This is a genomic window from Nocardia sp. NPDC004718 (genome assembly GCF_053601535.1).
This window is the reverse complement of the sequence record NZ_JBSGCA010000015.1, coordinates 116,077-138,854: the sequence shown is the minus strand read 5'-3', so window position 1 is coordinate 138,854 and position 22,778 is coordinate 116,077. Positions and strand designations below refer to the sequence as shown.

The following is a 22,778-nucleotide window of genomic DNA, read 5'->3' as shown; positions in this document are numbered from 1 at the left end:
CCACGTCCGAGATCTGCGAACTTGCGCTTCACCCATCGCGAGCCGCGGGTAGAGCGCGGGGTACACCCACCTCGGTGACGTCGACGGAGACGGTGATCGTGCTGTCCTTCGCGTCGGTGTAGATGATGCCGCGCAGCGGAGGGACGTCGGCGTAGTCGCGGCCCCATGCGGCGGTGACGTAGCGCTCGTCGCCGAGTTGGTCGTTGGTGGGGTCGAGGTCGATCCACCGGCCCGAGCGGTCGGGTGCGTCGGCGCCGGGCACCCATACCGCCGCCCAGGCGTGCGTGGCGTCGGCGCCGACCATGCGCTCCTTCCCCGGCGGTGGATCGGTGGCCAGGTAGCCGGACACATACCGGGCGGCGAGGCCGTGCGACCGCAAGCAGGCGACCGCGAGGCGCGCGAAGTCCTGGCAGACGCCTGCACGGGCCGCGAACACGTCGGCCACCCGGGTGGACACCGTCGTGGCGCCGGACCGGTAGGCGAAGTCGGTGTAGATCCGGGTGTTCAACTCGGCCACCGCGTCCAGCAGCGGCCTGCCCGGCCGGAGGGATTCGGCAGCGTACGCGACGATCTCCGACGTGATCTCCCGCGGGTGCAGGTCGAGGGCGAACTCGACGGCGAACGGCCCGGTGGCCGCCGTCGGGCGCGCGCGTTCCCACGGCTCGGTGGCCGGGCCCGCGTCGTCGCGGGCGGGCGCGTCGACTTCGACCAGCGATTCGCCGACCACCGTCAGAGCACGATGTTCGGTGGTGACGTGGAAGTAGGACGTGATGTTGCCCCACACATCCGCGCCGACCGACCGGTCCGAGGGGGCGGGGTCGATCCGGATCTCGTGCGCGAGCAGACGCTGGCCGGGGAGATCGCGCGGCGTCAAGTACGCGCGCCCATAGGAGTTGATGACTTCGCCGGAGTACGAGTACTTGGTGCGATGCTCGATCCGGTAGCGCCGCACCGCACGGCCGGTCATCCGACGACCTGCGCGCTGCCCCATAGCGGCTGGATGTCGACCGGGAGCGACAGCGTCGTGGTCTCGAAGGACTCGGATACCTTGCGCAGGCGCACGTGCACTCCCTCCAGCAGCTCCGCCAGTTCGGTGCGCCGTTCGTTCGCGTCGGTGACCTCGAGGTCGTCGGGATCGAGGCGGCGCAGCATGCGCCGCGCGTCCGCGAGCAGCCGCTGCGGACGCGACGAGCCGGACGCACCGGGCAGCGCCTGGAAATCGGCGTGCAGGCGGCCCAGCTGATAGGCCAGCGATCGCGGATTGGCGGTGTCGAACAGCAGGAGCTCGGCGACGTTCGCGATCCGCACGGAATCCTGGTGGCGCCGACGGTAACTCACCGAGGACTCGGTGGCGCGCAGCACCCATTCGGTGACCTCGCGTTCGATCTCCTCCGGATACCGTTGGGTCAGCGCGGCCGACAGCAACGCGGTCAGGGCGAGACCGCGCTCGATCCGCTTACCGATGTCCCTGACGTGCCACCCGGTGTCGCGGATCAGCGACTCGCCGTCGATCCCGGACAGCGCGAGCAGCCCGGCCAGGGTTCGCGAATGCACATCCGACAACTCCGCCTCTTGGTCGTCCACCGCGGCCGGGTAGCAGGCCAGCGCGCGCTCGACCGAGCCGAGGATCATCCACGTGTCCACCGACAACTGGTCGCGCACGGCGCGCGCGGCGCTGCCGTACCGGTCGATCGCGAAGGCCAGCGATCCGGGCAGCTCGCGGTCTATCGTCAGTGTGACGAGGTAGTCGTGGCCCACACGGGACGCGCCCGGCACCCGCTGTACCGCCGGAGCACTGTCCTGCGCCGCACCGGTCGTCTCGTCGTCGTCCGGTCGTTCGGCGACGGCCTCCACACCAGCCGTAACCTGTTGTCGCGCATCGGCTCCGGCCATGGCTTCGTTCCGAGCCGCGGCAGCGGAGAAGTTCTCGGCCGACCCGTGGCCGAAAGATCGTGACCGGTCCGGCACCGAATTCCCAGTCGCGCGCTCGCCCGCACCGGGCGATGCCGGAGCATCACCAGAATCCGGAAACGGTCCGGCCGCAGCATGCGACCGCTCGTCGCCGTACTGCGCGACACCTTCGTCGATGCCGGCACCCGACGGAGCGAGCAGGCCGCGATCGGCCGAACTCTGCTGCGGGGCAAAGGCTCGCACCTCGGGACCGAACAGCCCGTCGGTCGGAGCCGCGGTGGCGGTGGTCCGGCCGAGTGCGGCCAAGAGGATCGGCAACGCGCCCGCGCCTTCCAGCCAGGGGCGATACCGGAACTCTTGGTAGCGCTCGTGCGTGGCGATCAAGAGGCGGGCGGCGTCCTCCGCGCGCTCGCCGTAGCGGCCGATCCAGAACAGGTCGTTGAGCACGCGGGGGGAGCTGATCCCCGCCACGACCGGAGCGGTGCGCCGCGGCTCGCGCGACGGCTCGGTGCTGATCGCGGCGGCGGCCGTCGGGGCAGCCCGCACCCAGATGTCCTTGGCGGCGACTTTCCGCGCGGCGCGATCGGTCGTGCGCTGACGTAGCTGGCCGAGACCGCCGGACATCACGGTGTAGCCGCGCCGATGGGCGAGCGAGAACAATCGCATGCCGACCGGAGCCGCGGCGAGTCCGTGGTGCTCGCGGACGGCGGGCGCGACGGAGAACTGCGCCGGTTCCTGGCCGACCCATTGCCATCCGTGCGCATCGATCCGCGCCTTCATCTCCTCGCGCTGCCGCCGACTCAGCTCGGGGCCGAACAGCGTGGCGCCGTCGACCGCCGAGCGAACGATCAGCTTGTCCAGATTCGCGATCAGATGTCCGCGCTCCCGTTCATGACCACCCCAGTACGACGGCGCGTTCTCCAGCAACAGGTCCGCACCGAGCAGTGCGCGCGACAGGGCGGGCAGGAATCCGGCCAGCGCGGGATTCTCCAGCAGCCCGCTGCCGAGTGTGTTCACCACCGTCACCGCGCCGCGGCGCAGCACCTCGACCAGCCCCACCACGCCCAGCCGCGAATCCGGCCGCAGGTCCAGTGGATCGGAGAATTCGGCGCCCACCCGGCGCAGCACCACGTCCACCCGCTTCAGCGTGCCGAGCGACCGCATCCACAGCGCGCCGTCGCGCACCACCAGATCGGCGCTCTCCACCAGCGGAAAACCGAGTGTGGAGGCGAGATAGGCGTGATCGAACGCGGTTTCGGAATGCGCGCCCGGACTGAGCACGACGACCACCGGTTCATCGTCGTCGGTCTGCGCGGATTCGATCAGCATCAATCGCATCGCCCTGGCGAAGGGCGTCAGCGGACGCGGATTCGCGTGCTCGAACGCCTCCGGGATCGCGGTCGACACGACCCTGCGGTCGGCCAGCGCGTATCCGGCGCCGGACGGCGCCTGCGCCCAGTCGGCGAGCACGCGGAACCGGCCGTCGCCCCAGCGACTGAGATCGCAGGCGTGCAGGAAGAGTTGGTGCCGCCCCGGCACGGTGATGCCGTGCGCGGCTCGTACGTAGCCGCGATTGCCGAACACGACTTCCGGTGGGAGCAGTCCCGAGGCGAGCGTCCTGCGTGGACCGTAGATGTCGGTGAGCACCTCGTCGAACACGCGGGAGCGCTGTTCCAGCCCGGCCTCCAGCCGGGTCCAATCGTCCGCGGCGACCGGCAAGGGAATCGGATCGAGGCGCCACGGGGCCGGCGTGTTCTCGGCCGACGCTCCTGCCTCGAGGTAGGTGATGCCGTCGTCGTCGATCAGCCTGCGCACTCGGCTGTCCAGCTTGCCCAAACCGTCCCCGCCGAGTTCGGCGAAGTCGGCGGACAGTTGCGACCACACCCGGCGCACCTTGCCGTCGGCGTCGACCAATTCGTCGTAGTAGCCCGCGACCGGCGCGCCGCACTCGTCGTAGGCGGCGGTGGCAGAAGCATCTTCGCGGTAGCGCGCGACCTGTTCCCGCACGGTGGTCGCGGTGTCTCGCCGCTCATCGCGCAACGTCACCGCCGACCTCACTTCCGCCATCCGTGCCCAACGGCCGCCGAATGCTGCCCGGGCGGGCCCGGAAATCTTGTTCCGGACACCAACATCAGTGGTCTGTGCGGCCATTTTCGCATGTAGCAGGGCACATACCGGGTAAAACGCCGTGCGACAGCAAGTGATTGCCGCATATTTGCTTAGGTATCGGTCACGGCGACACACGGGCCCGGGTCCCACCGTGACGCCCGCACCGGTGGTATCACCGAACGACGACAACGATCTCGTCAGGAGGTCATAATGCGTAGATCAGACTGTTCGTCTTGTGAATCCGCGTTCGACCACTGCCACGGAACCCTGATCGTGCACGTGAGCCGGATCGCCGAATGCACCGACGAGCACTGCCTGGAGCTCAGCCACGCCAGACACGCCTTCGTCCTCGATTGCCGAGACCTCGCGGGCGGCTGCCGGTGTGGCGACGGCGAGACGGCCCGGCGCCGCGCCTGAACGGTTCCGTACCCTGGCCCGGTGAGCTATGACCACGTGTTGCTGCCGTCCGGTGTCGCATCGTCGATCGCGGAGGTCGACGCCTACCTGAGCACCCAGCAGGGCGTCCCCGAGTCGGGGTCGGTCGCGCGGATCGCGGCCGAACTGAACAGACGCAACGCGGAACTGCCCGAGGAGGACAACTTCCTCAGCACCGTGCCGGTCGGCGGCGCGGCCACCGGTGCGGCACTGCACGTGTCGTGCCCCTACGACGCGATCGGCTTCGTCCGCCACTTGCTGTTCGAACTCGCCACACCGCTGAACTATGCCGTCTACGACCCGCAGCTGGCCTGGCTGATCGATCCCGCCGAGCACGTCGAGGCCATCGTCACGCACGGCGGCGCGGGTGAGTTCCCATACCTGACCGAAGCGCTGGTCCAGCAGTGGATTCCGGAGCTGGCCCCGCCCAACCCGTACCTCGTCGTCGAACGCGGCGAGCAGTTCTACATCCAGACCTACCGGGAGAACTCCGGCGCTTACACCGTGGAATACCGGGACGGCTCCCCCGACAAGCATTTCGGAACCAGCATCTCCGATCCCGCCACCGTCGCCGCCCTCATCTGGGGCTGGGCCAACGACGACCGCAGCCGGTTCCCCGGGCTGCCCTGGTCGCGCGTCGACCTCTGACCCCGGTCACTGGTTCTGGGTGGCCAACCGGCCCGCGAGCGCGAGGAACGACGCGCCGAAGACCCGGCGCATCCAGGTGACCACGGCGGGACGGGAAATGACCTGATCGCGGACGGCGGCGGCGCACGCGCCGTACACCGCGAACACCACCAGGGTGGCGAGCATGAAAATGCCGCTCAGTTCGAGCATGCGCGCCAGCGCGTTCGGCGCGCCACCGGGCACGAACTGCGGCAAGAACGCGAAGAAGAAGATGGTCAGCTTGGGGTTGAGAAGGTTGAGCAGCACCGCCGAGGTGATCACTTTCCGCGCCGAGGGCGCGGTGCGGCCCGTCTGCTCCGGCACGGCGAGCGCGCCCTTGTCCCGGAACGTGGTCCAGGCCATGTACACCAGATAGCCGACGCCGAGGTACTTCAGCGTCTGGAACGCGACCGCGCTGGCGTTGAGCAACGCGGCCAGACCCGTGATCGCCGCGACCATGTGCGGAACGATGCCGAGCGTGCAGCCGAATGCCGCGATCACCGCGGCTCGAACGCCGCGAGACAACCCCGCCGCCAACGTGAACAGCACACCGGTGCCGGGGGTGGCGACGATGACGAGCGTCGTCAGCGCGAATTCGATGCTCATCCCCGACACGGTAACGCACGCCGGGCGCGGCGCAATCCCCGTCGTGGGAGGCGTTTTCGCCAGCTATAGCGCGCGGCGGCCGGACAGCGCGCGCCCGAGGGTGAGCTCGTCGGCGAATTCGAGGTCGCCGCCCATCGGCAGGCCCGAGGCCAGCCTGGTCACGCTCAGACCCGGGAAGTCGCGCAGCATCCGGACCAGGTAGGTGGCGGTGGCCTCGCCCTCGGTGTTCGGGTCCGTCGCGATGATCACCTCGCTGACGTCGATGCCGTCCTCCTGGTTTCCGATGCGCGCCAGGAGTTCCCGGATCCGCAGCTGGTCGGGGCCGACACCGCTGAGCGGATCGAGCGCGCCGCCGAGCACGTGGTATCGACCGCGGAACTCCCTGGTGCGCTCGATCGCCTGCACGTCCTTGGGTTCCTCGACCACGCAGATCATGGTCCGGTCCCGGCGCGGGTCGGCGCAGATGCGGCACAGCTCGCCATCGGAGACCGTTCCGCACGTCACGCAGAACTGCACCCCGTCACGCACCTTCTGCAGCGCGGCCTGCAGACGATCGATCTCCGGCGGCTCCACCTGGAGCAGATGAAAGGCGATGCGCTGCGCGCTCTTCGGACCGACGCCGGGCAGCTTGCCCAATTCGTCGATCAGATCCTGGACCGGACCCTCGTACAACTGCTACCTCGGCTCAGAAACCGGGCAGCGAACCGCCGCCGCCGAAGCCACCGGACAGGGGTCCGAGCCGTTCGGCGGCGATGCGCTGCGCGTTGGCCATCGCGTCGTTGACCGCACCGATGACCAGATCCTGCAATGTCTCCACATCGTCGGGATCCACGGCCTTCGGGTCGATGGTCAGCGACACCACCTCACCGCTCGCCTTCAGCCTGACCTGCACCAGGCCACCGCCCGCCGCACCGTCCACCTCGGTCGCCGCGATCTCGGCCTGGGCTTCCATCACCGCCTGCTGCATCTGCTGCGCCTGGGCGAGCAACTGTTGCATATCGAACTGGCCACCTGGCTGCACGGGAGCGTCCTCTCTGAAGAAGGTGTCACCGGCCAGCCTAGTCCTGCCGCGGCCGGTCCCCGGCGCGGCCCGACGGTCCCAGGTCCGCGGCGCAGGGCGGATAACAGCGCGCATGACGGGTAACAGGTTGGGTAGTTCCGATCGGAACCGACCATGCGCGCCTTACCATCGACACCGAGTCGGAAAGCGGTGTGCAAATCTGGAGCCAATGATGATCGCAGTTCGTGCACGTTTCCTGAGCACCCTGGTGCTCACCCTCGGTGTTCCCAGCATCTTTCTCGGCGCAGCGGCGTCCGCGGATACGGAGATCACCGACACGCCCGGAGTGATCGACGCGCAAGGGGCCGACGAGCCCCAGACGACCCCCGCGGTCGCCGACTACGGGGGCGGCTGCGTCCTCTACCCGGACGACAAGGCCGCGACGCTCGATTCGCTGCGTTTCCGGTGCTCGCCGGAGCAGCAGGACGCGATCTTCCGCGCCGCACCGCTCGGCGCCGTTCCGGTCGGCGTGAAATCGGGCTGGGTCACTCGCCCGCCGGTCATGCAGGCCATCGCGCCCCCGCTGTGGATCGGCAAGACCTTCTACACCGGCCCGGACGGCGGCTTCCTGATGAACCGCCTCACCGGTGCGGGCTTCGAGGCCTGGGGCGCCGACGTCTACGTGGCGCCCGCCCTGACCGACGGACAGCCGACCTGGGCACTGAACTACGCGCCCTCTCCGACGCCGCAGGTCTACGACGAGATCCGGGAAGTCACTCCCGGTGTGTGGTTCGGCTACTCGTGGTGGCGCGGCACGTTCCAGACCACCCTGCTGCTGACCTTCGCGCTCGCCTGAACAACCGGGTGTCGTTTGACCCTCCCGCCACTGGAGGGTGTTGGCTGATGCCATGACGGCCACCGTCCCCATCGGGGAATTCTCCAGGCTGAGCAATCTCAGCGTGAAGACGTTGCGCTACTACCACGAGATCGGCCTGCTCGCTCCGGCCGGCATAGACGCGAATTCGGGCTATCGGCGGTACGCGACGGCGCAGGTGACGCAGGCACAGTTGATCCGGCGGCTGCGCGAGCTGGACATGCCGGTGCCGGAGATCCGCGCCGTGCTGGCCGCGCCGGATGAGAACGCCCGTGACGCCACGCTGCGTGCGCATCTGGAGCGCATGGAAGCCGAGCTGGCCCGTACCCGCGCGGTCGTCGCCTCGTTGCGCGCGCTGCTGACGCCATCGGCTCCGATCGCCGTGGAGTATCGCCTGGTCGGGGCGTTCCCGGCGGCGGCGATCGGCGCGACGGTGGCGCGCGAACACATCGGCGAGTGGTGCGCTTCGACGTTCCAGGCGTTGTACGAGGCGCTGGCCGCCGCGAGCATCGCGCCTGCGGGCGTCGCCGGCGCCACCTACAGCACCGACTTCTTCGAGCAGGACGAAGGCGAAGTCGTCGCGTTCGTCCCGGTCGCCGCCACGGATGTGGTACTGCCGGCAACGCTTTCGCTCATCGAGCTACCCGCGCGCCGTTTCGCCGTCGCCGTGCACGAGGGCCCGTTCGACGATTTCGACCGGACCTACGGCGCACTGGGCAGTCACGTCGCCGAACACGCCGTCGCGCTGCCCGAGCCGATCCGCGAGATGTACCTGCTCGGACCTGACGCGTCCGATGAATCCGCCACCTACCGGACCGAAGTGTGCTGGCCCATCGCCCAACCGTGAAAAGGAGATATCCATGACGATCTCGATCGCCCACGTCACCATCGATTGCGCGAACGCGGGCGCGCTCGCCGAATTCTGGTCACAGTTGCTGGAGACGCCCGTCGATCCCGACCCCACCCCGGAGTTCGCCACCGTCGGCCGGACCGCGGGCGCCGCGACCCCGCTGATGTTCATCCGCGTGCCCGACAAGAACCCCGGCAAGAACGTCATCCACCTCGACCTGCTCGCTTCCGGCCGGGACGAGGTCGCGCGCGCGATCGATCTCGGCGCGAAGCACGTCGCCGACTTCGATGAGTGGGGTATGAAGTGGACGACGCTGGCCGATCCCGAGGGGAACCTCTTCGACATCGCGGCCGTACGATCAGGCCAGTTCGCGCTGGAGGTTGCCGAGCACCTCGGCCTGGATCTTCTTCAGGCCGAGCGGTGCGAAGATGCCCTCGAAGATGCCCGCGACGCCGCCCGCGCCCTTCCAGGTGGTGCGCAGCGTGACCCGCGCGCCCGCGCCCTCCGGGGTGACGGTCCAGGTGTTCACCAAGGTCGAATTCGAGTCGCGCTCGGTGACAATGGAATCGGACACCGAGACGACCGCGTGCACGTTGCGCGAGCGCTTCTCGGTGGCCTGCAACGTCCATTCCGCGACGGTGCCCGCGCCCTTGCCCCCTTCGACCACCTTGTAGTCGCGGTAGTGCGACGAGAGGATGCGCGGACGCACCGTGTCGTAGTCGGCGATGGCCTCCAGCGCGCGCTGCGGATCCGCCGCCACGTCGATCGAACTACTGGCGCTGACCTGTCCCACAATGAGCTCCTTGTCCGGATGCGGTGTCTCGACGGATCTCCATCCTGCCCTGTCGGCCCCGGATGATAACGGCGAGGGCGGAGCGTGTGGCGAACTTCTCCGGACGATTCGGTATTCCGTTTCGCAACATATGCGTGACATTTCTCCGCGACCGAGACCTCGCGGTGGCCCCGCCGTATGGTCCGTACTAGCGTCGAGGGGTGGCAGTGAGTCTGTTGGGGAAGGCCGGACACGCACCGGCCGCACGCGAATCAGGATTTGCCGCGCATCGAGCCGGCGTGGACCGCCTTCTGGCGAGCTACCGCGCCATACCCGAGCACGCCAACGTCCGTTTGGCCAAGAAGACCTCGAACCTTTTCCGCGCCAGGGCCGAGAGCACCGCGCCCGGCCTCGATGTCTCGGGGCTGACCAGGGTGATCGCGGTCGACCCTGTGGCGAGGACCGCCGACGTCGCGGGCATGACCACCTACGAGGAGCTGGTCGCCGCCACCCTCCCGTACGGGCTCGCGCCGCTGGTCGTTCCCCAGCTCAAGACAATCACGCTGGGCGGAGCGGTCACCGGCCTCGGCATCGAGTCCACCTCCTTCCGCAGCGGTTTGCCGCACGAGTCGGTGCTGGAGATGGACGTGCTGACCGGCGCGGGCGAGATCCTCACCGCCACGCCGGACAACGAGCACGCCGATCTGTTCCGCGGCTTCCCGAACTCCTACGGGACCCTGGGTTACACGGTCCGGCTGAAGATCGAGCTGGAAGAAGTACAACCGTACGTCGCGCTGCGGCACGTGCGCTTCCGGGACCTGCGCGAACTGGAGGCCACCCTCGCGACGATCGTCACGGATCGGGTCTATGCGGACGAGCCCGTGGACTACCTCGACGGCGTCGTCTTCTCCGCCGAGGAGAGCTATCTGACGCTGGGCCGCCGCACCGACGAGCCGGGCCCGGTCAGCGACTACACCGGGATGGACATCTACTACCGGTCCATCCAGCACGAGGGCGAAACGCCCAAGCGCGACCGCCTGACCATCCACGACTACCTGTGGCGCTGGGACACCGACTGGTTCTGGTGCTCCCGCGCCTTCGGCACGCAGAATCCGAGGATCCGCCGGTTCTGGCCGAAGCGCTATCGGCGCAGCAGCTTCTATTGGAAGCTGGTGGCGCTCGATCACAAGTACGACATCGGGGACAAGCTGGAGGCCCGCAAGGGCAATCCCCCGCGTGAGCGGGTCGTGCAGGATATCGAGGTGCCGGTGAACCGCACCGCCGACTTCGTGGAGTGGTTCCTGCGCGAGATTCCGATCGAGCCGATCTGGCTGTGCCCGCTGCGTTTGCGCGAGACCGGCCGCACGCAGCGGCCCGGCGGACGCGCTTGGCCGCTGTATCCCCTGGAGCCGGACCGAACCTACGTGAACGTCGGATTCTGGTCGGCCGTGCCCACCGTTCCCGGGCAGCAGGACGGCGCGGCCAACCGCGCCATCGAGCACAAAGTGACCGAATTCGACGGTCATAAGTCGCTGTACTCGGATTCCTTCTACGACAAGGATGAGTTCGCGGCGCTCTACGGCGGAAACACCTACACCGAACTGAAAAAACGCTACGACCCGAACCAGCGCCTGCTGGATTTGTATTCGAAGGCGGTGCAACGCAAATGACGACATTCAAGGACCGTTCCGATGTCTTCGCCGATCTCGGAACCAAACTCAGCATTGCCGAGATCTTCGAGACCCTCGTCGAGGGCGAAGTCCCGATCCGGTTGACGGCCTACGACGGCAGCGCGACCGGACCGGAGGACTCGCAGTTCGCACTGGACATCCGGACTCCGCGCGGCATCAACTACCTGGCCACGGCCCCTGGCGACCTGGGCATGGCCCGCGCCTACATAGCAGGCGACATGACCGCCAGCGGGGTGCACCCGGGTGATCCGTACGCGCTCCTCGAGGCGCTGGACAGTTTGAAGTTCCGCCGTCCGTCCGCGCTGGCCCTGGTGACCATCGCGCGCTCGCTGGGCTGGGAGCGGCTCAAGCCGGTCGCCCCGCCGCCGCAGGAGACGCTGCCGCGCTGGCGGCGGATCGCCTTCGAGGGACTGCGCCACTCCAAGACGCGCGACGCCGAAGCCATCCATCACCACTACGACGTCTCGAACGCCTTCTACGAGCACGTGCTCGGCCCGTCGATGACCTACACCTGCGCGACCTACGGCGACGAGAGCTGGACGCTCGAGCAGGCGCAGGAGAACAAGTACCGCCTGGTGTTCGAGAAGCTGCGCTTGAAGGAGGGTGACCGGCTGCTCGACATCGGCTGCGGCTGGGGCGGCATGGTGCGCTACGCCGCCAAGCGAGGCGTCAAGGTGATCGGCGCGACGCTCTCGGCCGAGCAGGCGAATTGGGCGCAGAAGAAGATCGCCGAGGAGGGCCTGGCCGATCTGGCCGAGGTGCGGCATTCCGACTACCGCGACGTACCGGAGGGCCAGTTCGACGCGGTGTCCTCGATCGGGCTCACCGAGCACATCGGGGTGCACAACTACCCGTACTACTTCGACTACATCAAGAACAAGCTGCGCGACGGCGGCCTGTTCCTGAACCACTGCATCACCCGCCCGGACAACACCCGCACCACCAAGGCGGGCGACTTCATCGACCGCTACGTTTTCCCGGACGGCGAGCTGATCGGTTCCGGCCGGATCATCTCCGAGATCCAGAACATCGGGCTCGAGGTGCTGCACGAGGAGAACCTGCGCGAGCACTACGCCCTGACCCTGCACGAATGGTGCAAGAACCTGGTCGCCAACTGGGACGCCTGCGTCGCGGAGGTCGGCGAGGGCACCGCGAAGGTGTGGGGCCTGTACATGGCGGGCTGCCGGCTGGGCTTCCAGCGCAACGTGGTTCAGCTGCACCAGGTGCTCGGCGTCAAGTTGCCCGCCGACGGCGACTGGACCGTACCGCTGCGCCCGTGGTGGCAGCCGTAGACCGGGACGTTCAGAAGGCGTCGCTGCCCGCCTCGTTCAGGAGTTCATCCAGGAACGGGGCGGGCAGTTCGACGTCGCCGACCTGAGCGGAGGCGGGCAGGTCGGCGCGCAGCACGCGCAGGATGCCGACCACGCCCGGGCCCGCGGCCAGCAGCGGCCTGGTCCAGCCGAGGGCGGCGCAGGTCGCGACGGCGGGCAGCAGCAGGTTGGTGGCCTCACCGACCCAGCCCGCGGTGGCCAGGGATTCCGCGAGGAGCAGCGTGGCGTCCAACTGCGCGCGCGGGCGGTGCTTCTGGCGGGTGTGGTCGGACAGCGCGCGGGCGCGGCGCACCGCCCGATCGTCGGAGCCGAGCCGGTGTTCGCCGAGCAGCGCGCGGATCGCGGCGAGTTCCTCGGCCTCGGCGGTGAGCAGGGCGGCGCCGGTCAGCCGATGGGCCGCCTGGAGCGGCGTGGATTCACTGAGGTCGGTGTAGCGGCGATCCGCGGACTCCAGCGCCATGCCCAGGCGCAGCCGTTCGGCCCGGATGTGGGCGGCCAGCCGGGGCAGTCGGTTGTCGGCGGCGATGCGCGCGCCCTCGTCCAGCCGCGTCGCCGCGGTGAACAGATCTCCCCCGACCGCTTTGACCCGGGCGCCGACGACGAAGGTGGAGATCAGGAAATCCACCGGACCGACCCGGGTGACCAGCTCGTGACTTTCGTCGAGCAGCCGGTCGGCGGTCGCCAGATCGCCCCTGCGGTAGCTCATCTCGCCCAGCAGCGCCGCGGCGACCCGCACCGCGTGCGAGCGCGGTCCGGAGCGTTCCCGCGCGAAGTCCCAGGCCTGCTGGAAACAGCGCGTCGCGGTGTCCACGTCGAGTTGCTCGTAGGCGGCGGCGCCCTGGCCGCAGCGGCCGAACACCAGGCCCAGCGGATCCTTCGAGCGTTCGTGGTACTCCTCGGCCCACTCCTGGACCTTCCTCGCGCCCTCGAAGTCGAACTCGCACAGGCGCACGAAGGACGTCAGATTGGCCGCCGTCGAGACCGTCCACACGGGTAGATCGTCCGGCTCCCGCAGACAGTCGGCGACCCGATCCAGCACGCCATCGGTGTGGTCGCGCGCGATCTGGTCGGAGGCGGCGAGCACGGCCGCCTGGCAGCGCTGCACCCGCACATCGGCGTCGCCGGTGGACCCGCGGGCCAGGATGTTGGACAGCCTGCCCAGGGCGTTGCGCGCCGCGCCGGACTGCTGCAGGTTGACGTTCGCCCTGGCCACCGCCATCAGCAACTTCGAGCGCGAGGCCACCTGCTGCATCGGCAGTTTCGACACGCTGCCCAGCAGCGTGGCCAGCCGGGAACCGTCGATCAGGTCCATCCCGCCACCTTCGAGCAGGTCCAGCGCCATCTTCAGATCGGTCGCGGCCAGCGCGTGGTCGACCGACTTGCGCATCAGCTGGTGTTCGGCGTACCAGCGCGAAGCCTTGCGGTGCAGCGACTTCAGCTTCCCCGGGTGGACGCGGTCGAGCCGGGTCCGCAGGTGCTCTGCGAACAGCGGCTGCATCCGGAACCACTCGGGGTCGTGCTCGATGCGCCGCAAGAACAGCTCACGCTGCTCGGCCTGCTCGAGCAGCTGCTCGGCATCCGGCTCCCCGGACAACGCCGCGGCGAGCGAACCGCACACCCGCTCGGTCACCGCGATCGACATCAGGAACTCGAGCATCTTCGGTTCCAGAGTGTCCAAGACGTTCTCGGCGAGGTATTCGCGAATGCCGTGGTTACCCTCGGAGAGGGTGGCGATCAGCTGAGCCGGGTCGGCGTTGCCGCGCAGGGACAAGCCCACCAGCTGAATGGCCGCGGGCCATCCGTCTGTGGCGGTGTGGATTTCGGTGACCTGTTCGGGCGTCAGGTCGAAGCCGTTGCGCTCCACCAAGATCTGCCTGGTCTCCGCCTCGTTGAGGCGCAGCGCGGCCGAGCCGATCTCGACCAGTTCGTCGTGCACCCGCATGCGGCTGGTCGGCAGGCCGGACTGCTCCCGGCTGGTCACGACGAAACGCAGGTGGTGGCAGCAGTTGTCCAGCAGAGCTTCCATCGCGCGATGCGCGCCCGCGTCGGTGATCCGCTGCCAGTCCTCGACGATCACCACGACCGTCCTGCCCGCCGCGTGGATCTCGTCGATGAGGGTGGGAATCACGAAAGCGGCCGCGTCGGCGGGCCGTTCCTCCAGTACCTGGTCCAGACCGGCGCCGACGTCCGGGTGCACCCGGCGGATGGCCTGGATCAGATGGGCGAGCAGCCAGATCTCGTTGTCGTCGTCCCGATCGATGCCGATCCAGGCGACCGCGGCATCGCCTTCGCTGAGCTCGGCGCGCCACTGCGCGGCCAGCGTGCTCTTGCCGAACCCCGCGGGCGCGTGGATCACCGTCAGCCTGCGCCGCCCGCCCGCGCGCAGGATGTCCAGCAGACGCGGCCGTGGAATCGGCTCTCGCGTGGGCGTGGGCGGCCAGAACTTGGTCACGGCCGTCGGCGGCGTCGTCGGCACGACCGCCGGATGCTGGGAGACGGCGGGCCGTAGCGTCAACGGCCAGCTGCGCCGCGCGGTGACCGCGGGACGGGAGGCGGTCCACACCGCGGTCGATTCGCCCCCGGCGGCCGAGGTGGTCGTTTCGGGCTCCGGCGTGGTCTCCAGCAGCGCCATCTCGTCCGGCAACTGATCGTGGCCGCGCTGCACCGCGCGCAGCATTTCGCCGAACTCGTAGGCGCTGGTCGGGCGATCCCGCGGATTCGGGGACATGGCCTGTTCGATCACTGTGGCGACATCCGGCGGAATGTCCTGTTCACGCAGATCGGGCACCGGCTGGGTGGTGATCCGCAAGAACTGCGCGACCACCCGCTCGCCCGCCTGCCGCTCGAAGGCCGCGTGCCCGGTGAGCAAGGCGAACAGTGTCGAGCCGAGGCCGTAGACGTCGGAGCGGATGGTCGGCTCGTCGCCTTTGAGGACCTCCGGCGCGGTGAACGCGGGCGAGCCGGTGATCATGCTGCTGGAGGTGCGAAAGCCGCCCGGGATGCGGGCGATGCCGAAATCGGTCAGCTGCGGCTCGCCGTAACCACTGAGCAGCACATTCGCCGGTTTCACGTCGCGGTGCAGGATTCGAGCGCGGTGCGCGCTCTCGATGGCTCCCGCCAGCTTGACGCCTGCCCGCAGCGAGTCCGCCCAGGTCAATGGGCCTTGATCGCGAATCAGCTTTTCCAGTGACCCATGGGTGCAGTACGGCATGACGATCAGCGGCATTCCGGTTGCCGTCACGTCCACCTGCAGGATGTCGACGATGTTCGGGTGGCCGGACAACTTGCCCATGGCCTGTTCCTCGCGCAGGAACCGCTCCCTGCTCTCCTGGTCGATCTCCGAGGAAAGCACCTTCACGGCGACCACACGGTCCAACGCGGTCTGGATACAGCGATACACCACCCCGAATCCACCGCGACCGATCTCCACCGCACCGGACAGGCCCATGGCCTCGAGCTCGTCGGCGATGTCGACAGGCGTCTGTCGCTGCGTCTTCTCCTCGGCCGCAGGGGATTCGGGGCGCACCCGGCCCGAACGCGTCTGTGGATTCATGTGATCACCTCGAACACTCACATCGAATCGGCGACATCGGCGACCAACTCCGCGCCGACCGCCGGACGCCGTGTCCGATATGCCCGCGCATACTCCAACGTAGCGCGGTGCGGTATCGCGCGGGTGACGTTTCCGAACAGGTCGGGTGTGTTCCGAATCCGCGTGTTTCGCGCCGCTGAGCGGTTCCGGTGCCGATGCCACTTCGGTTTGTGACCACCGCCACGTCAGATCCACATGAGCGGATACCCGGAGTCGATTCGACCAACCACGTCGGCTCCGGGAACCCGGTCGGCGCGGTGGTGAGCTGCCGTGATAGTTTACTTCTTCAGAGAGCTTTCTTCTTTTTTGAACTATCTTTATATGAGCAGACATTAGGTGTGGAGGAATACCCGTGTCGACACCTGAACCCGACCGCGAGCCCACGGCGCCCGGACTCCGCGCCGACGCCCGCGAGATCTACCGGCGCTACCTGAGCGCGGTCATGCTGCACGGACAAGCCGGGGCGCGGGCGGTCGATCTGGGCGCCACCGATCTCTACGCGCTCAACATCCTCGAACTGGCCGGGCCGATGACGCCGGGCGAACTCGGCGCGCGCAGCGGCCTGACCACCGGCCCGACCACCCGGCTGATCGACCGCCTGGAGGACGCGGGCTACGTGCGCCGCGCGCCGGTCCCTGGCGACCGCCGGAAGGTGATCGTCGAATTGATCGGCAAGCCAGCCGATCTCGACAAGGTGCTCGCCCCCGCACGGCAGCGCATCGGCGAGATCATCGGCGGCTACACACCCGAACAGCGCGAGGTGCTGTTCGACTACTTCACCAGGGCGGCAACCGCGTACCAGGCCGCCGCCGAGGAGCTGCGTGGCACGGACTAGGCCACGGCGAGGGCGATGATCTGGGTGATCTGGCGGCTGTCGAAATTGTCGTCGCTGACCAGAACCAAGGTGCGCGCACCGGAGGGCAGACGCGGCCCCCAGGTCATGCCCTCCACGTTGTCGACGGCGGCGAGCCCGACGTCGTCGAGATCCACCAGCAGCCGCTTGGCCACCGGGCGGGCAGCGCCGATCGAGGCATCGAGGATGTTGGTCGCGGCGCTCAGATCGGCCTCGTAGACGCGGATCTTGTTGGGCGTGCCCGGCGAGAAGGACCGTTCCAGCACAAGCAGTTTCGTGGGATCCAGCGGATCGGCGGCGAGGATCGAAGCGATCCCGTTCGCGCCGCGGCCGGGCTGCGGCCGCGACTCGGCGAAGACCGGATCCAGCGGATACGCGTACTGGGCGAGCAGTGGCCCGGATCGCGCCTGGACGGTGATCCGCGTAAGTGCCCCGCTCGTCGTGGTCGCCGCCGGCCCGTCCTGCAGCAGCGGCCCTTCCGTGGCGGTGGCGAACAACGTGCCACCCGCGAGGAAGGTCGCGGCCTCCAGTGCCTGGTTCTGTTGCGGCCCGGAGTCGGGGCGCATCCGCTCGTTCTCCGGGATCGGCAGGTCACCGGCATAGGAGCCGTCCGGGTGCGCGATCCGCACCGACGGATCTTGCAGCAGGGCGCCGTCCCGCTCGCCTTCTTGCGTCCAGTAGTAATCGCCGGTCCACGGGTCAACCCGGATCTCCTCCGGGTCGACCGACATCGGCGCGTAGGGCGCGCCCGCCGCGGTCAGCAGGGGGTGCGTGCCGGTGAAGGTCACCGGTCCGACGCCGCGCTCGCCGACCTCGAAGCGCGCGGTGTAGTACCGCGCGGGGTTCTTGTTCGAACGATCGTCGCTGATCAGCACGAATTCACCGGTGCGCGCGGAGTAGTCGATCCCGGACAGGCCACCCACGGTGGTGCCCGCGAAGTCCAGGCTCGACGCGACGACTTGCTCGCCCAGCAAACGCACCGATGGCGTCGTCACCGGATCGGCGGCCGCCACCGGGGCCGATGCGAGCGCGAGGGCGCAACTGGCGATCAGAACATGGCGACTACGTCTCGGCACGGCTGCCAACCTATCGCGCCGAACGGACGCGCAGGTGAACGGGCCGGAAAAACGGTCGAAGCCCGCCACCGCGAAAAGCGGTGGCGGGCTTCGGCGTTGCGTCGCGGCGCGCGATTACTTACGCAGCGAGGCCGGAACCTCGAAGCGCTCGCCGTAGGTCTTGGCGAGGTAGTCGGCACGCTCCACGAAGGCCTCCTGGCCACCCGGGTAACCGACGATGAACTGGTGCACACCACCGGTCCAGGCCGGGAAGCCGATGCCGAAGATCGAACCGATGTTCGCGTCGGCGGTGGAGGTGAGCACGCCCTCGTCGAAGCACTTCTGGGTCTCGATCGCCTCCGCGAACAGCATGCGGTCGATCAGATCCTGCAGCGGGACGCCGAAGCCCGCAGTGGTCTTGAAGTGCTCACGCAGGCCGGGCCACAGACCGGTGCGCTTGCCGTTCTCGTCGTACTCGTAGAAGCCCGCCTTCTCCAGGCGGCCCGGACGACCCTCGGACACCATGTAGTCGATGACGTCCTGCGCCGGGTGCCGCTTGACGCCCAGGGTGGTGTCGCCCGCCTGCGCGGCTTCCAAGGTCTCCTTGGCGATCTTCTGCATGAGCTTCATGTTCAGCTCGTCCGACAGCTGCAGCGGCGCGGCCGGGTAGCCCGCCTGCAGACCGGCCTGCTCGATGGTGGCGGGCTCGATGCCCTCATCGAGCATGGCGATCGCCTCGTTGACGAAGGTGCCGATCACGCGGGAGGTGAAGAAGCCGCGGCTGTCGTTGACGACGATCGGAGTCTTCTTGATCGCGAGGGTGTAGTCGAACACCCGGGCCAGCGCCTCGTCCGAGGTCTTCTCACCCCGGATGATCTCCACCAGCGGCATCTTGTCGACCGGCGAGAAGAAGTGGATGCCGATGAAGTCCTCCTGGCGCTTCACGCCGGTCGCCAGACCGGTGATCGGCAGGGTGGAGGTGTTCGAGCCGAGCAGCGCGTCGGGGGTGACGACGTCCTCGATCTCCTGGAACACCTTGTGCTTCAGCTCGGTGTTCTCGAAGACGGCCTCGATGACGAAGTCGACGCCGGCGAAGTCGGCCGCGTCCGCGGTCGGCTTGATCCGGTCCAGCAGCGCCTTGGACTTCTCCTCGGTGGTCTTGCCCCGGGAGAGAGCCTTGGCCTCGATCTTCTCGGAGTAGTTCTTGCCGCGCTCGGCCGCCTCGATGGAGACGTCCTTCAGCACGACCTCGTAGCCCGCCTTCGCGGAGACGTACGCGATGCCCGCGCCCATCATGCCCGCGCCGAGCACGCCGACCTTCTTGATCTCCTTCTTCGGCACGTCCTTCGGACGCGAACCGCCGTTGTTGATCGTCTGCAGGTCGAAGAAGAACGCCTGGATCATGTTCTTCGCGACCGGGCCGGTGAGCAGGTGCACGAAGTAGCGGGACTCGATCAGCGACGCGTTGTCGATATCGACCTGCGAGCCCTCGACCGCGGCGGACATGATCGCGCGCGGCGCGGGCATGTTCGCACCCTTGATCTGCTTGCGCAGGTTCGCGGGGAACGCGGGCAGGTTGGCCGCGAAGGCCGGGGACGACGGGGTGCCGCCGGGGATCTTGAAGCCCTTCTTGTCCCAGGGCTGCACGCCGGCCTCGGGGTTGGCCCTGATCCACGCCTTGGCGGCGGGGACCAGCTCCTCGACCGAACCGACCAGCTCATCGATCAGGCCGATCTCCTTGGCCTTGGCCGGCTTGTTGCGCTGACCCTGCAGCAGCACCTGCATCAGGGCGTTCTGCAGGCCCAGCATGCGCACGGTGCGGATGACGCCGCCGCCCGCGGGCAGCAGGCCGAGGGTGGCCTCGGGCAGACCGATCTGCGAACCGGGCACGTCCGCCGCGATGCGGTGATGGGTGGCCAGCGCGATCTCCAGGCCGCCGCCGAGCGCCGCGCCGTTGATGGCGGCGACGACCGGCTTGCCCAGCTGCTCCAGGCGACGCAGGGCGCTCTTGATCTCGGTGAGCTCCTCCATCAGCGTCTGGGCGTCGTCCGGGCCGACCTTCATCATGTTCTTCAGGTCGCCGCCGGCGAAGAAGGTCTTCTTCGCGGAGGTCAGGACGACACCGGTGATGTTGTCCTTCTCCGCCTCTAGCCGCTCGACGGTGGCCGTCATCGACTTCTTGTACAGCTCGTTCATCGTGTTGGCGCCCTGGTTCGGGTCGTCCATCGTCAGCACGACGATGCCGTCCGAATCCTGCTCCCAACCGATCATGTTGGTTTCGCTCACAGCTCTTGTGTCTCCTTGGTGAATTAGCGGCGTTCGCGGCCCTACGTGGTCACGCAGGCTGCCGCCTCCGGGCTGACGCTCACGCCGCCGTGAATTCTCAGCTGTCGGTTGGGGCTCAGACCCGCTCGATGATGGTGGCCACGCCCATGCCGCCGCCGATGCACAGGGTGACCAGCGCGTAGCGGCCGTTGCGGCGCTCCAGTTCGTCGACCATGGTGCCGGTGATCATCGCGCCGGTGGCGCCCAGCGGGTGACCCATCGCGATCGCGCCGCCGTTGACGTTCAGCTTCTCGTCCGGGATGTTCAGGTCCTTCTGGAACTTCAGCACCACGGAGGCGAACGCCTCGTTGATCTCGACCAGATCGATGTCGTCGAGCGTCAGGCCCGCCTTGGCCAGCACCTTCTTGGCGGCCGGGGTCGGACCGGTGAGCATGATGGTGGAGTCGGCGCCGCTGGTGGCGGTCGCGACGACGCGCGCACGCGGGGTCAGGCCCGAGGCCTTGCCCGCCTCTTCGGAACCGATCAGCACGAGCGCGGCGCCGTCGACGATGCCGGAGCTGTTGCCGCCGTGGTGCACGTGGTTGATCTTCTCGACGAAGTGGTACTTCTGCAGCGCCACCGCGTCGAAGCCGCCCATCTCACCGATCACGGCGAAGGAGGGCTGCAACTTGGCCAGGTCCTCGGCGGTGGTGCCGGGACGCATGTGCTCGTCCTTGTCCAGCACGACGATGCCGTTCTGGTCCTTGACCGGGACGATCGACTTGGCGAAGTAGCCGCCGGTGGTGGCCTTGGCGGCCAGCTCCTGCGAGCGCACCGCGTAGGCGTCGACATCGTCGCGGCTGAAGCCCTCGATGGTGGCGATCAGGTCGGCGGAGATGCCCTGCGGGACGAAGTAGGTGTCGTAGTTGGTGGCCGGGTCCAGTGCCCAGGCGCCGCCGTCGGAGCCCATCGGCACGCGCGACATGGACTCGACGCCACCGGCGAGAACCAGATCGTCGAAGCCGGAGCGAACCTTCTGGGCGGCGAGGTTGACCGCCTCGAGGCCGGAGGCGCAGAAGCGGTTGAGCTGGAAGCCGCCGACGGTGTCGGGCAGGCCTGCCACGGTGACCGCGGTACGGGCGATGTCCGCGCCCTGATCGCCGACCGGCGCGACCACGCCGAGGATCAGGTCGGAGATCCGGTCCTCGTCGAGGTTCGGGAAGCGCCCGCGCAGCTCCTGGATCAGACCGACAGTCAGGTCGATCGGCTTGACCGAGTGCAGCGAGCCGTTCTTCTTGCCACGGCCGCGCGGAGTGCGGATGGCCTCGTAAATGTAGGCCTCTGTGGTCATGGAGTGTTCCTTCCTCAATGTGCGGCGGCCGGACGTTCGTCCGTCCGAGCGCTCCTTGCGGTCGACCGGACGTTCGTCCGTCCGAGCGCTCCTTGCGGTCGACCGGACGTTCGTCCGTCCGAGCGCTCCTTGCGGTCGGCCGGTACGTTCGTCCGTCCGAGCGCTCCTGGGCGGTCGGCCGGACTTTCGTCCGTCCGAGCGCTGGTGTGCGGCGACACCGCGGGTGCGGCATGGCTGCGGCTGACCTCGCCGACCGGCCTTGCGACCGACCGTTCCTAACGCTGTACAAAACCAGGCAAGACAGGACGAACGTACGGCCCGGTCGCCCGTACGCCTGGGCATACCATAGAACGTCGGCGTACCGAAGCTCCCGGCTACCCGTCCATACTACCGTGGAGTGCGAACTCCGGTTAACTTAACGTCGTCGGAACGGTGGTTGTCAACCATCCAATCGTGTGGCACCCAGCTCACTCTTCAGCAATTCGAGGGCGACCTCATCCGGGTCGCGACGGTCGCCGGGAGCCACCGGATCGGCCGCGGCGGCCATCATCTCCTGCTCCTCTTCGGGGGTCGAGGCGGGAATGACCCGGGCCCCGTCCCAGTCCAGGTCGGCCGACGCGTCGCCCGCGCTCGGCCCGGCGTCGTACCGCGGATAGTCCGCGGGGCCGGGGTCGTCGGGTAGGTCGGGGTAATCGGGCGGCGGGATGTCGTCGTCCGCGGGATATGGGCGCTTGTCGGCGCCGCCTGCGCCGGAACGCCCCGCGCCGCCAGCCTTGTCGGCGTTCGCGTTCTTCGCCTGACTCGGGCGGGAGAAGCGCGGCGCGGGCGCGGCCGAACCACGGCTCGCCGCATTGCCGGATTCACGTCCCGGCTGGTTGCCCGCCTGCCCGCGGGGTCGGTTCGCGGCGCCGCCCGATCGCGGCGCGGCGGCGGGCCGTGGCGCGGCGCCGCCTGCTTCCCAGCGCACCTCGTGGTCGCGGCCGAGCACCGCCCGTACCGCCGACCGGACCGCCTCCAGGTTGCGCGGATCGGACAGGCGCTGGGCCAGCGGCGCGTGCTGGTGCGCGAAGACGATGACCTCGCCCTCCACCCGGGCGACCGACGCACCGGCGAGCATCGCCTGCACGGCCGCACCGAACTCACGCACTTTGGCGCGAATGTCCGCCCAGGCGGCTTCCACTTCCCGCAACAGATCAGCGCCCGGTGTGGCAACAGGACCGGCGGCGAGCTCCTGCGCGGACGAACCGGTCGCATGAGACGCCGGCGCGGCGGACCGAGCCTGATCGCCGTGCCCGACGGTCCGCTCAGCAGCCGAATCAGCCCCGCGCTCGCCCCCGGCAGCAGAACCCCGCCCGGCAGCCTGGCCAGCCGCTTGCTCCCGCCCGGCGGCAGAACCCCGCTCGACAGCCGAATCAAC

General features: G+C 68.6%; 18 protein-coding genes and 1 pseudogene. 8 read left to right on the top strand and 11 right to left on the bottom strand.

Features of this window, described 5'->3' with window-relative positions; translation table 11 throughout:
* Window positions 1-28: 28 nt before the first annotated feature.
* A complete protein-coding gene (locus ACWEH3_RS14410) occupies window positions 29-967 on the bottom strand; it encodes a transglutaminase family protein (protein ID WP_450025457.1) in 939 nt (312 codons plus the stop codon).
* On the bottom strand, window positions 964-3,957 hold the full coding sequence (locus tag ACWEH3_RS14405) for a circularly permuted type 2 ATP-grasp protein (RefSeq protein WP_452358329.1): 2,994 nt from the start codon (window positions 3,955-3,957) through the stop codon (window positions 964-966). Before ACWEH3_RS14405 ends, ACWEH3_RS14410 begins: the two co-directional genes overlap by 4 nt.
* 273 nt (window positions 3,958-4,230) lie before the next feature.
* On the opposite strand from ACWEH3_RS14405, the gene ACWEH3_RS14400 reads away from it, so the two are divergent.
* On the top strand, window positions 4,231-4,437 hold the full coding sequence (locus ACWEH3_RS14400; RefSeq protein WP_356963425.1) for a hypothetical protein: 207 nt from the start codon (window positions 4,231-4,233) through the stop codon (window positions 4,435-4,437).
* Window positions 4,438-4,458: 21 nt separating this feature from the next.
* Window positions 4,459-5,103, top strand: a complete 645-nt coding sequence (locus ACWEH3_RS14395; protein ID WP_450025713.1) for a hypothetical protein — start codon at window positions 4,459-4,461, stop codon at window positions 5,101-5,103.
* Window positions 5,104-5,109: 6 nt separating this feature from the next.
* Here the strand turns inward: ACWEH3_RS14395 and ACWEH3_RS14390 are convergent, their stop codons facing one another.
* The 3 genes from ACWEH3_RS14390 to ACWEH3_RS14380 all read right to left on the bottom strand — a co-directional run bounded on the left by ACWEH3_RS14390 (window position 5,110) and on the right by ACWEH3_RS14380 (window position 6,748).
* Window positions 5,110-5,727: a LysE family translocator gene (locus tag ACWEH3_RS14390; protein ID WP_450025711.1), complete on the bottom strand. Its 618-nt coding sequence runs from the start codon at window positions 5,725-5,727 to the stop codon at window positions 5,110-5,112.
* A 63-nt stretch (window positions 5,728-5,790) separates the two neighbouring features.
* Entirely contained in the window at window positions 5,791-6,399 is a 609-nt protein-coding gene (recR, locus tag ACWEH3_RS14385) for a recombination mediator RecR (protein ID WP_450025709.1), read from the bottom strand.
* 13 nt (window positions 6,400-6,412) lie between these two features.
* Window positions 6,413-6,748, bottom strand: a complete 336-nt coding sequence (locus ACWEH3_RS14380) for a YbaB/EbfC family nucleoid-associated protein (protein WP_355078724.1) — start codon at window positions 6,746-6,748, stop codon at window positions 6,413-6,415.
* Window positions 6,749-6,956: 208 nt separating this feature from the next.
* On the opposite strand from ACWEH3_RS14380, the gene ACWEH3_RS14375 reads away from it, so the two are divergent.
* From ACWEH3_RS14375 to ACWEH3_RS14365, 3 genes and pseudogenes are all read left to right on the top strand, one after another.
* Window positions 6,957-7,583, top strand: a complete 627-nt coding sequence (locus tag ACWEH3_RS14375; RefSeq protein WP_450025707.1) for a hypothetical protein — start codon at window positions 6,957-6,959, stop codon at window positions 7,581-7,583.
* Window positions 7,584-7,635: 52 nt separating this feature from the next.
* Window positions 7,636-8,448 carry a MerR family transcriptional regulator gene (locus ACWEH3_RS14370; protein WP_450025705.1) on the top strand — a complete coding sequence of 271 codons (813 nt, stop codon included), beginning with the start codon at window positions 7,636-7,638 and terminating at the stop codon, window positions 8,446-8,448.
* Window positions 8,396-8,737, top strand: a pseudogene (locus ACWEH3_RS14365) (VOC family protein); the annotation flags it as partial. The gene ACWEH3_RS14370 and the pseudogene ACWEH3_RS14365, both read left to right, overlap by 53 nt.
* Window positions 8,738-8,809: 72 nt before the next feature.
* Here ACWEH3_RS14365 and ACWEH3_RS14360 read toward each other — a convergent pair.
* A complete protein-coding gene (locus ACWEH3_RS14360; RefSeq protein ID WP_355078728.1) occupies window positions 8,810-9,244 on the bottom strand; it encodes an SRPBCC family protein in 435 nt (144 codons plus the stop codon).
* A 206-nt stretch (window positions 9,245-9,450) separates the two neighbouring features.
* On the opposite strand from ACWEH3_RS14360, the gene ACWEH3_RS14355 reads away from it, so the two are divergent.
* Both ACWEH3_RS14355 and ACWEH3_RS14350 read left to right on the top strand, forming a co-directional pair.
* Window positions 9,451-10,893 (top strand): FAD-binding oxidoreductase, encoded by a 1,443-nt coding sequence (locus tag ACWEH3_RS14355; protein ID WP_450025718.1) that lies wholly within the window; start codon window positions 9,451-9,453, stop codon window positions 10,891-10,893.
* On the top strand, window positions 10,890-12,206 hold the full coding sequence (locus ACWEH3_RS14350; RefSeq protein WP_450025702.1) for a class I SAM-dependent methyltransferase: 1,317 nt from the start codon (window positions 10,890-10,892) through the stop codon (window positions 12,204-12,206). The genes ACWEH3_RS14355 and ACWEH3_RS14350 overlap by 4 nt, the downstream gene beginning before the upstream one ends.
* Before the next feature lie 10 nt (window positions 12,207-12,216).
* Here the strand turns inward: ACWEH3_RS14350 and ACWEH3_RS14345 are convergent, their stop codons facing one another.
* The gene (locus ACWEH3_RS14345; protein WP_450025700.1) at window positions 12,217-15,798 is read right to left on the bottom strand and encodes a protein kinase domain-containing protein; all 3,582 of its coding nucleotides are present in this window, start codon (window positions 15,796-15,798) and stop codon (window positions 12,217-12,219) included.
* Window positions 15,799-16,189: 391 nt separating this feature from the next.
* Here ACWEH3_RS14345 and ACWEH3_RS14340 point away from each other — a divergent pair, with 391 nt between their 5' ends.
* Complete coding sequence (locus tag ACWEH3_RS14340; protein WP_450025698.1) at window positions 16,190-16,672, top strand: MarR family winged helix-turn-helix transcriptional regulator; 483 nt, start codon at window positions 16,190-16,192, stop codon at window positions 16,670-16,672.
* On the opposite strand, the gene ACWEH3_RS14335 is transcribed toward ACWEH3_RS14340, so the two are convergent.
* The 4 genes from ACWEH3_RS14335 to ACWEH3_RS14320 form a co-directional block, all read right to left on the bottom strand.
* Window positions 16,669-17,766, bottom strand: coding sequence for an esterase-like activity of phytase family protein (locus ACWEH3_RS14335; protein ID WP_450025696.1), 1,098 nt, complete (start codon window positions 17,764-17,766; stop codon window positions 16,669-16,671). The two genes, ACWEH3_RS14340 and ACWEH3_RS14335, sit on opposite strands and share 4 nt — an antisense overlap.
* Window positions 17,767-17,880: 114 nt before the next feature.
* Entirely contained in the window at window positions 17,881-20,031 is a 2,151-nt protein-coding gene (locus tag ACWEH3_RS14330; protein WP_450017879.1) for a 3-hydroxyacyl-CoA dehydrogenase NAD-binding domain-containing protein, read from the bottom strand.
* 115 nt (window positions 20,032-20,146) lie between these two features.
* Window positions 20,147-21,361 (bottom strand): acetyl-CoA C-acetyltransferase, encoded by a 1,215-nt coding sequence (locus tag ACWEH3_RS14325; protein WP_450017881.1) that lies wholly within the window; start codon window positions 21,359-21,361, stop codon window positions 20,147-20,149.
* 439 nt (window positions 21,362-21,800) lie between these two features.
* Window positions 21,801-22,541 carry a DNA polymerase III subunit gamma/tau gene (locus tag ACWEH3_RS14320; protein WP_450017883.1) on the bottom strand — a complete coding sequence of 247 codons (741 nt, stop codon included), beginning with the start codon at window positions 22,539-22,541 and terminating at the stop codon, window positions 21,801-21,803.
* Between the last annotated feature and the right edge of the window lie 237 nt (window positions 22,542-22,778).

What these genes read in the sequence shown, in the direction of transcription:
- ACWEH3_RS14410 (WP_450025457.1), bottom strand. Translation starts at nt 967, where the DNA reads ATGACCGGCCGTGCGGTGCGGCGCTACCGGATCGAGCATCGCACCAAG.
- ACWEH3_RS14400 (WP_356963425.1), top strand. Translation starts at nt 4,231, where the DNA reads ATGCGTAGATCAGACTGTTCGTCTTGTGAATCCGCGTTCGACCACTGC.
- ACWEH3_RS14390 (WP_450025711.1), bottom strand. Translation starts at nt 5,727, where the DNA reads ATGAGCATCGAATTCGCGCTGACGACGCTCGTCATCGTCGCCACCCCC.
- ACWEH3_RS14375 (WP_450025707.1), top strand. Translation starts at nt 6,957, where the DNA reads ATGATGATCGCAGTTCGTGCACGTTTCCTGAGCACCCTGGTGCTCACC.
- ACWEH3_RS14370 (WP_450025705.1), top strand. Translation starts at nt 7,636, where the DNA reads ATGACGGCCACCGTCCCCATCGGGGAATTCTCCAGGCTGAGCAATCTC.
- ACWEH3_RS14350 (WP_450025702.1), top strand. Translation starts at nt 10,890, where the DNA reads ATGACGACATTCAAGGACCGTTCCGATGTCTTCGCCGATCTCGGAACC.
- ACWEH3_RS14345 (WP_450025700.1), bottom strand. Translation starts at nt 15,798, where the DNA reads ATGAATCCACAGACGCGTTCGGGCCGGGTGCGCCCCGAATCCCCTGCG.
- ACWEH3_RS14325 (WP_450017881.1), bottom strand. Translation starts at nt 21,361, where the DNA reads ATGACCACAGAGGCCTACATTTACGAGGCCATCCGCACTCCGCGCGGC.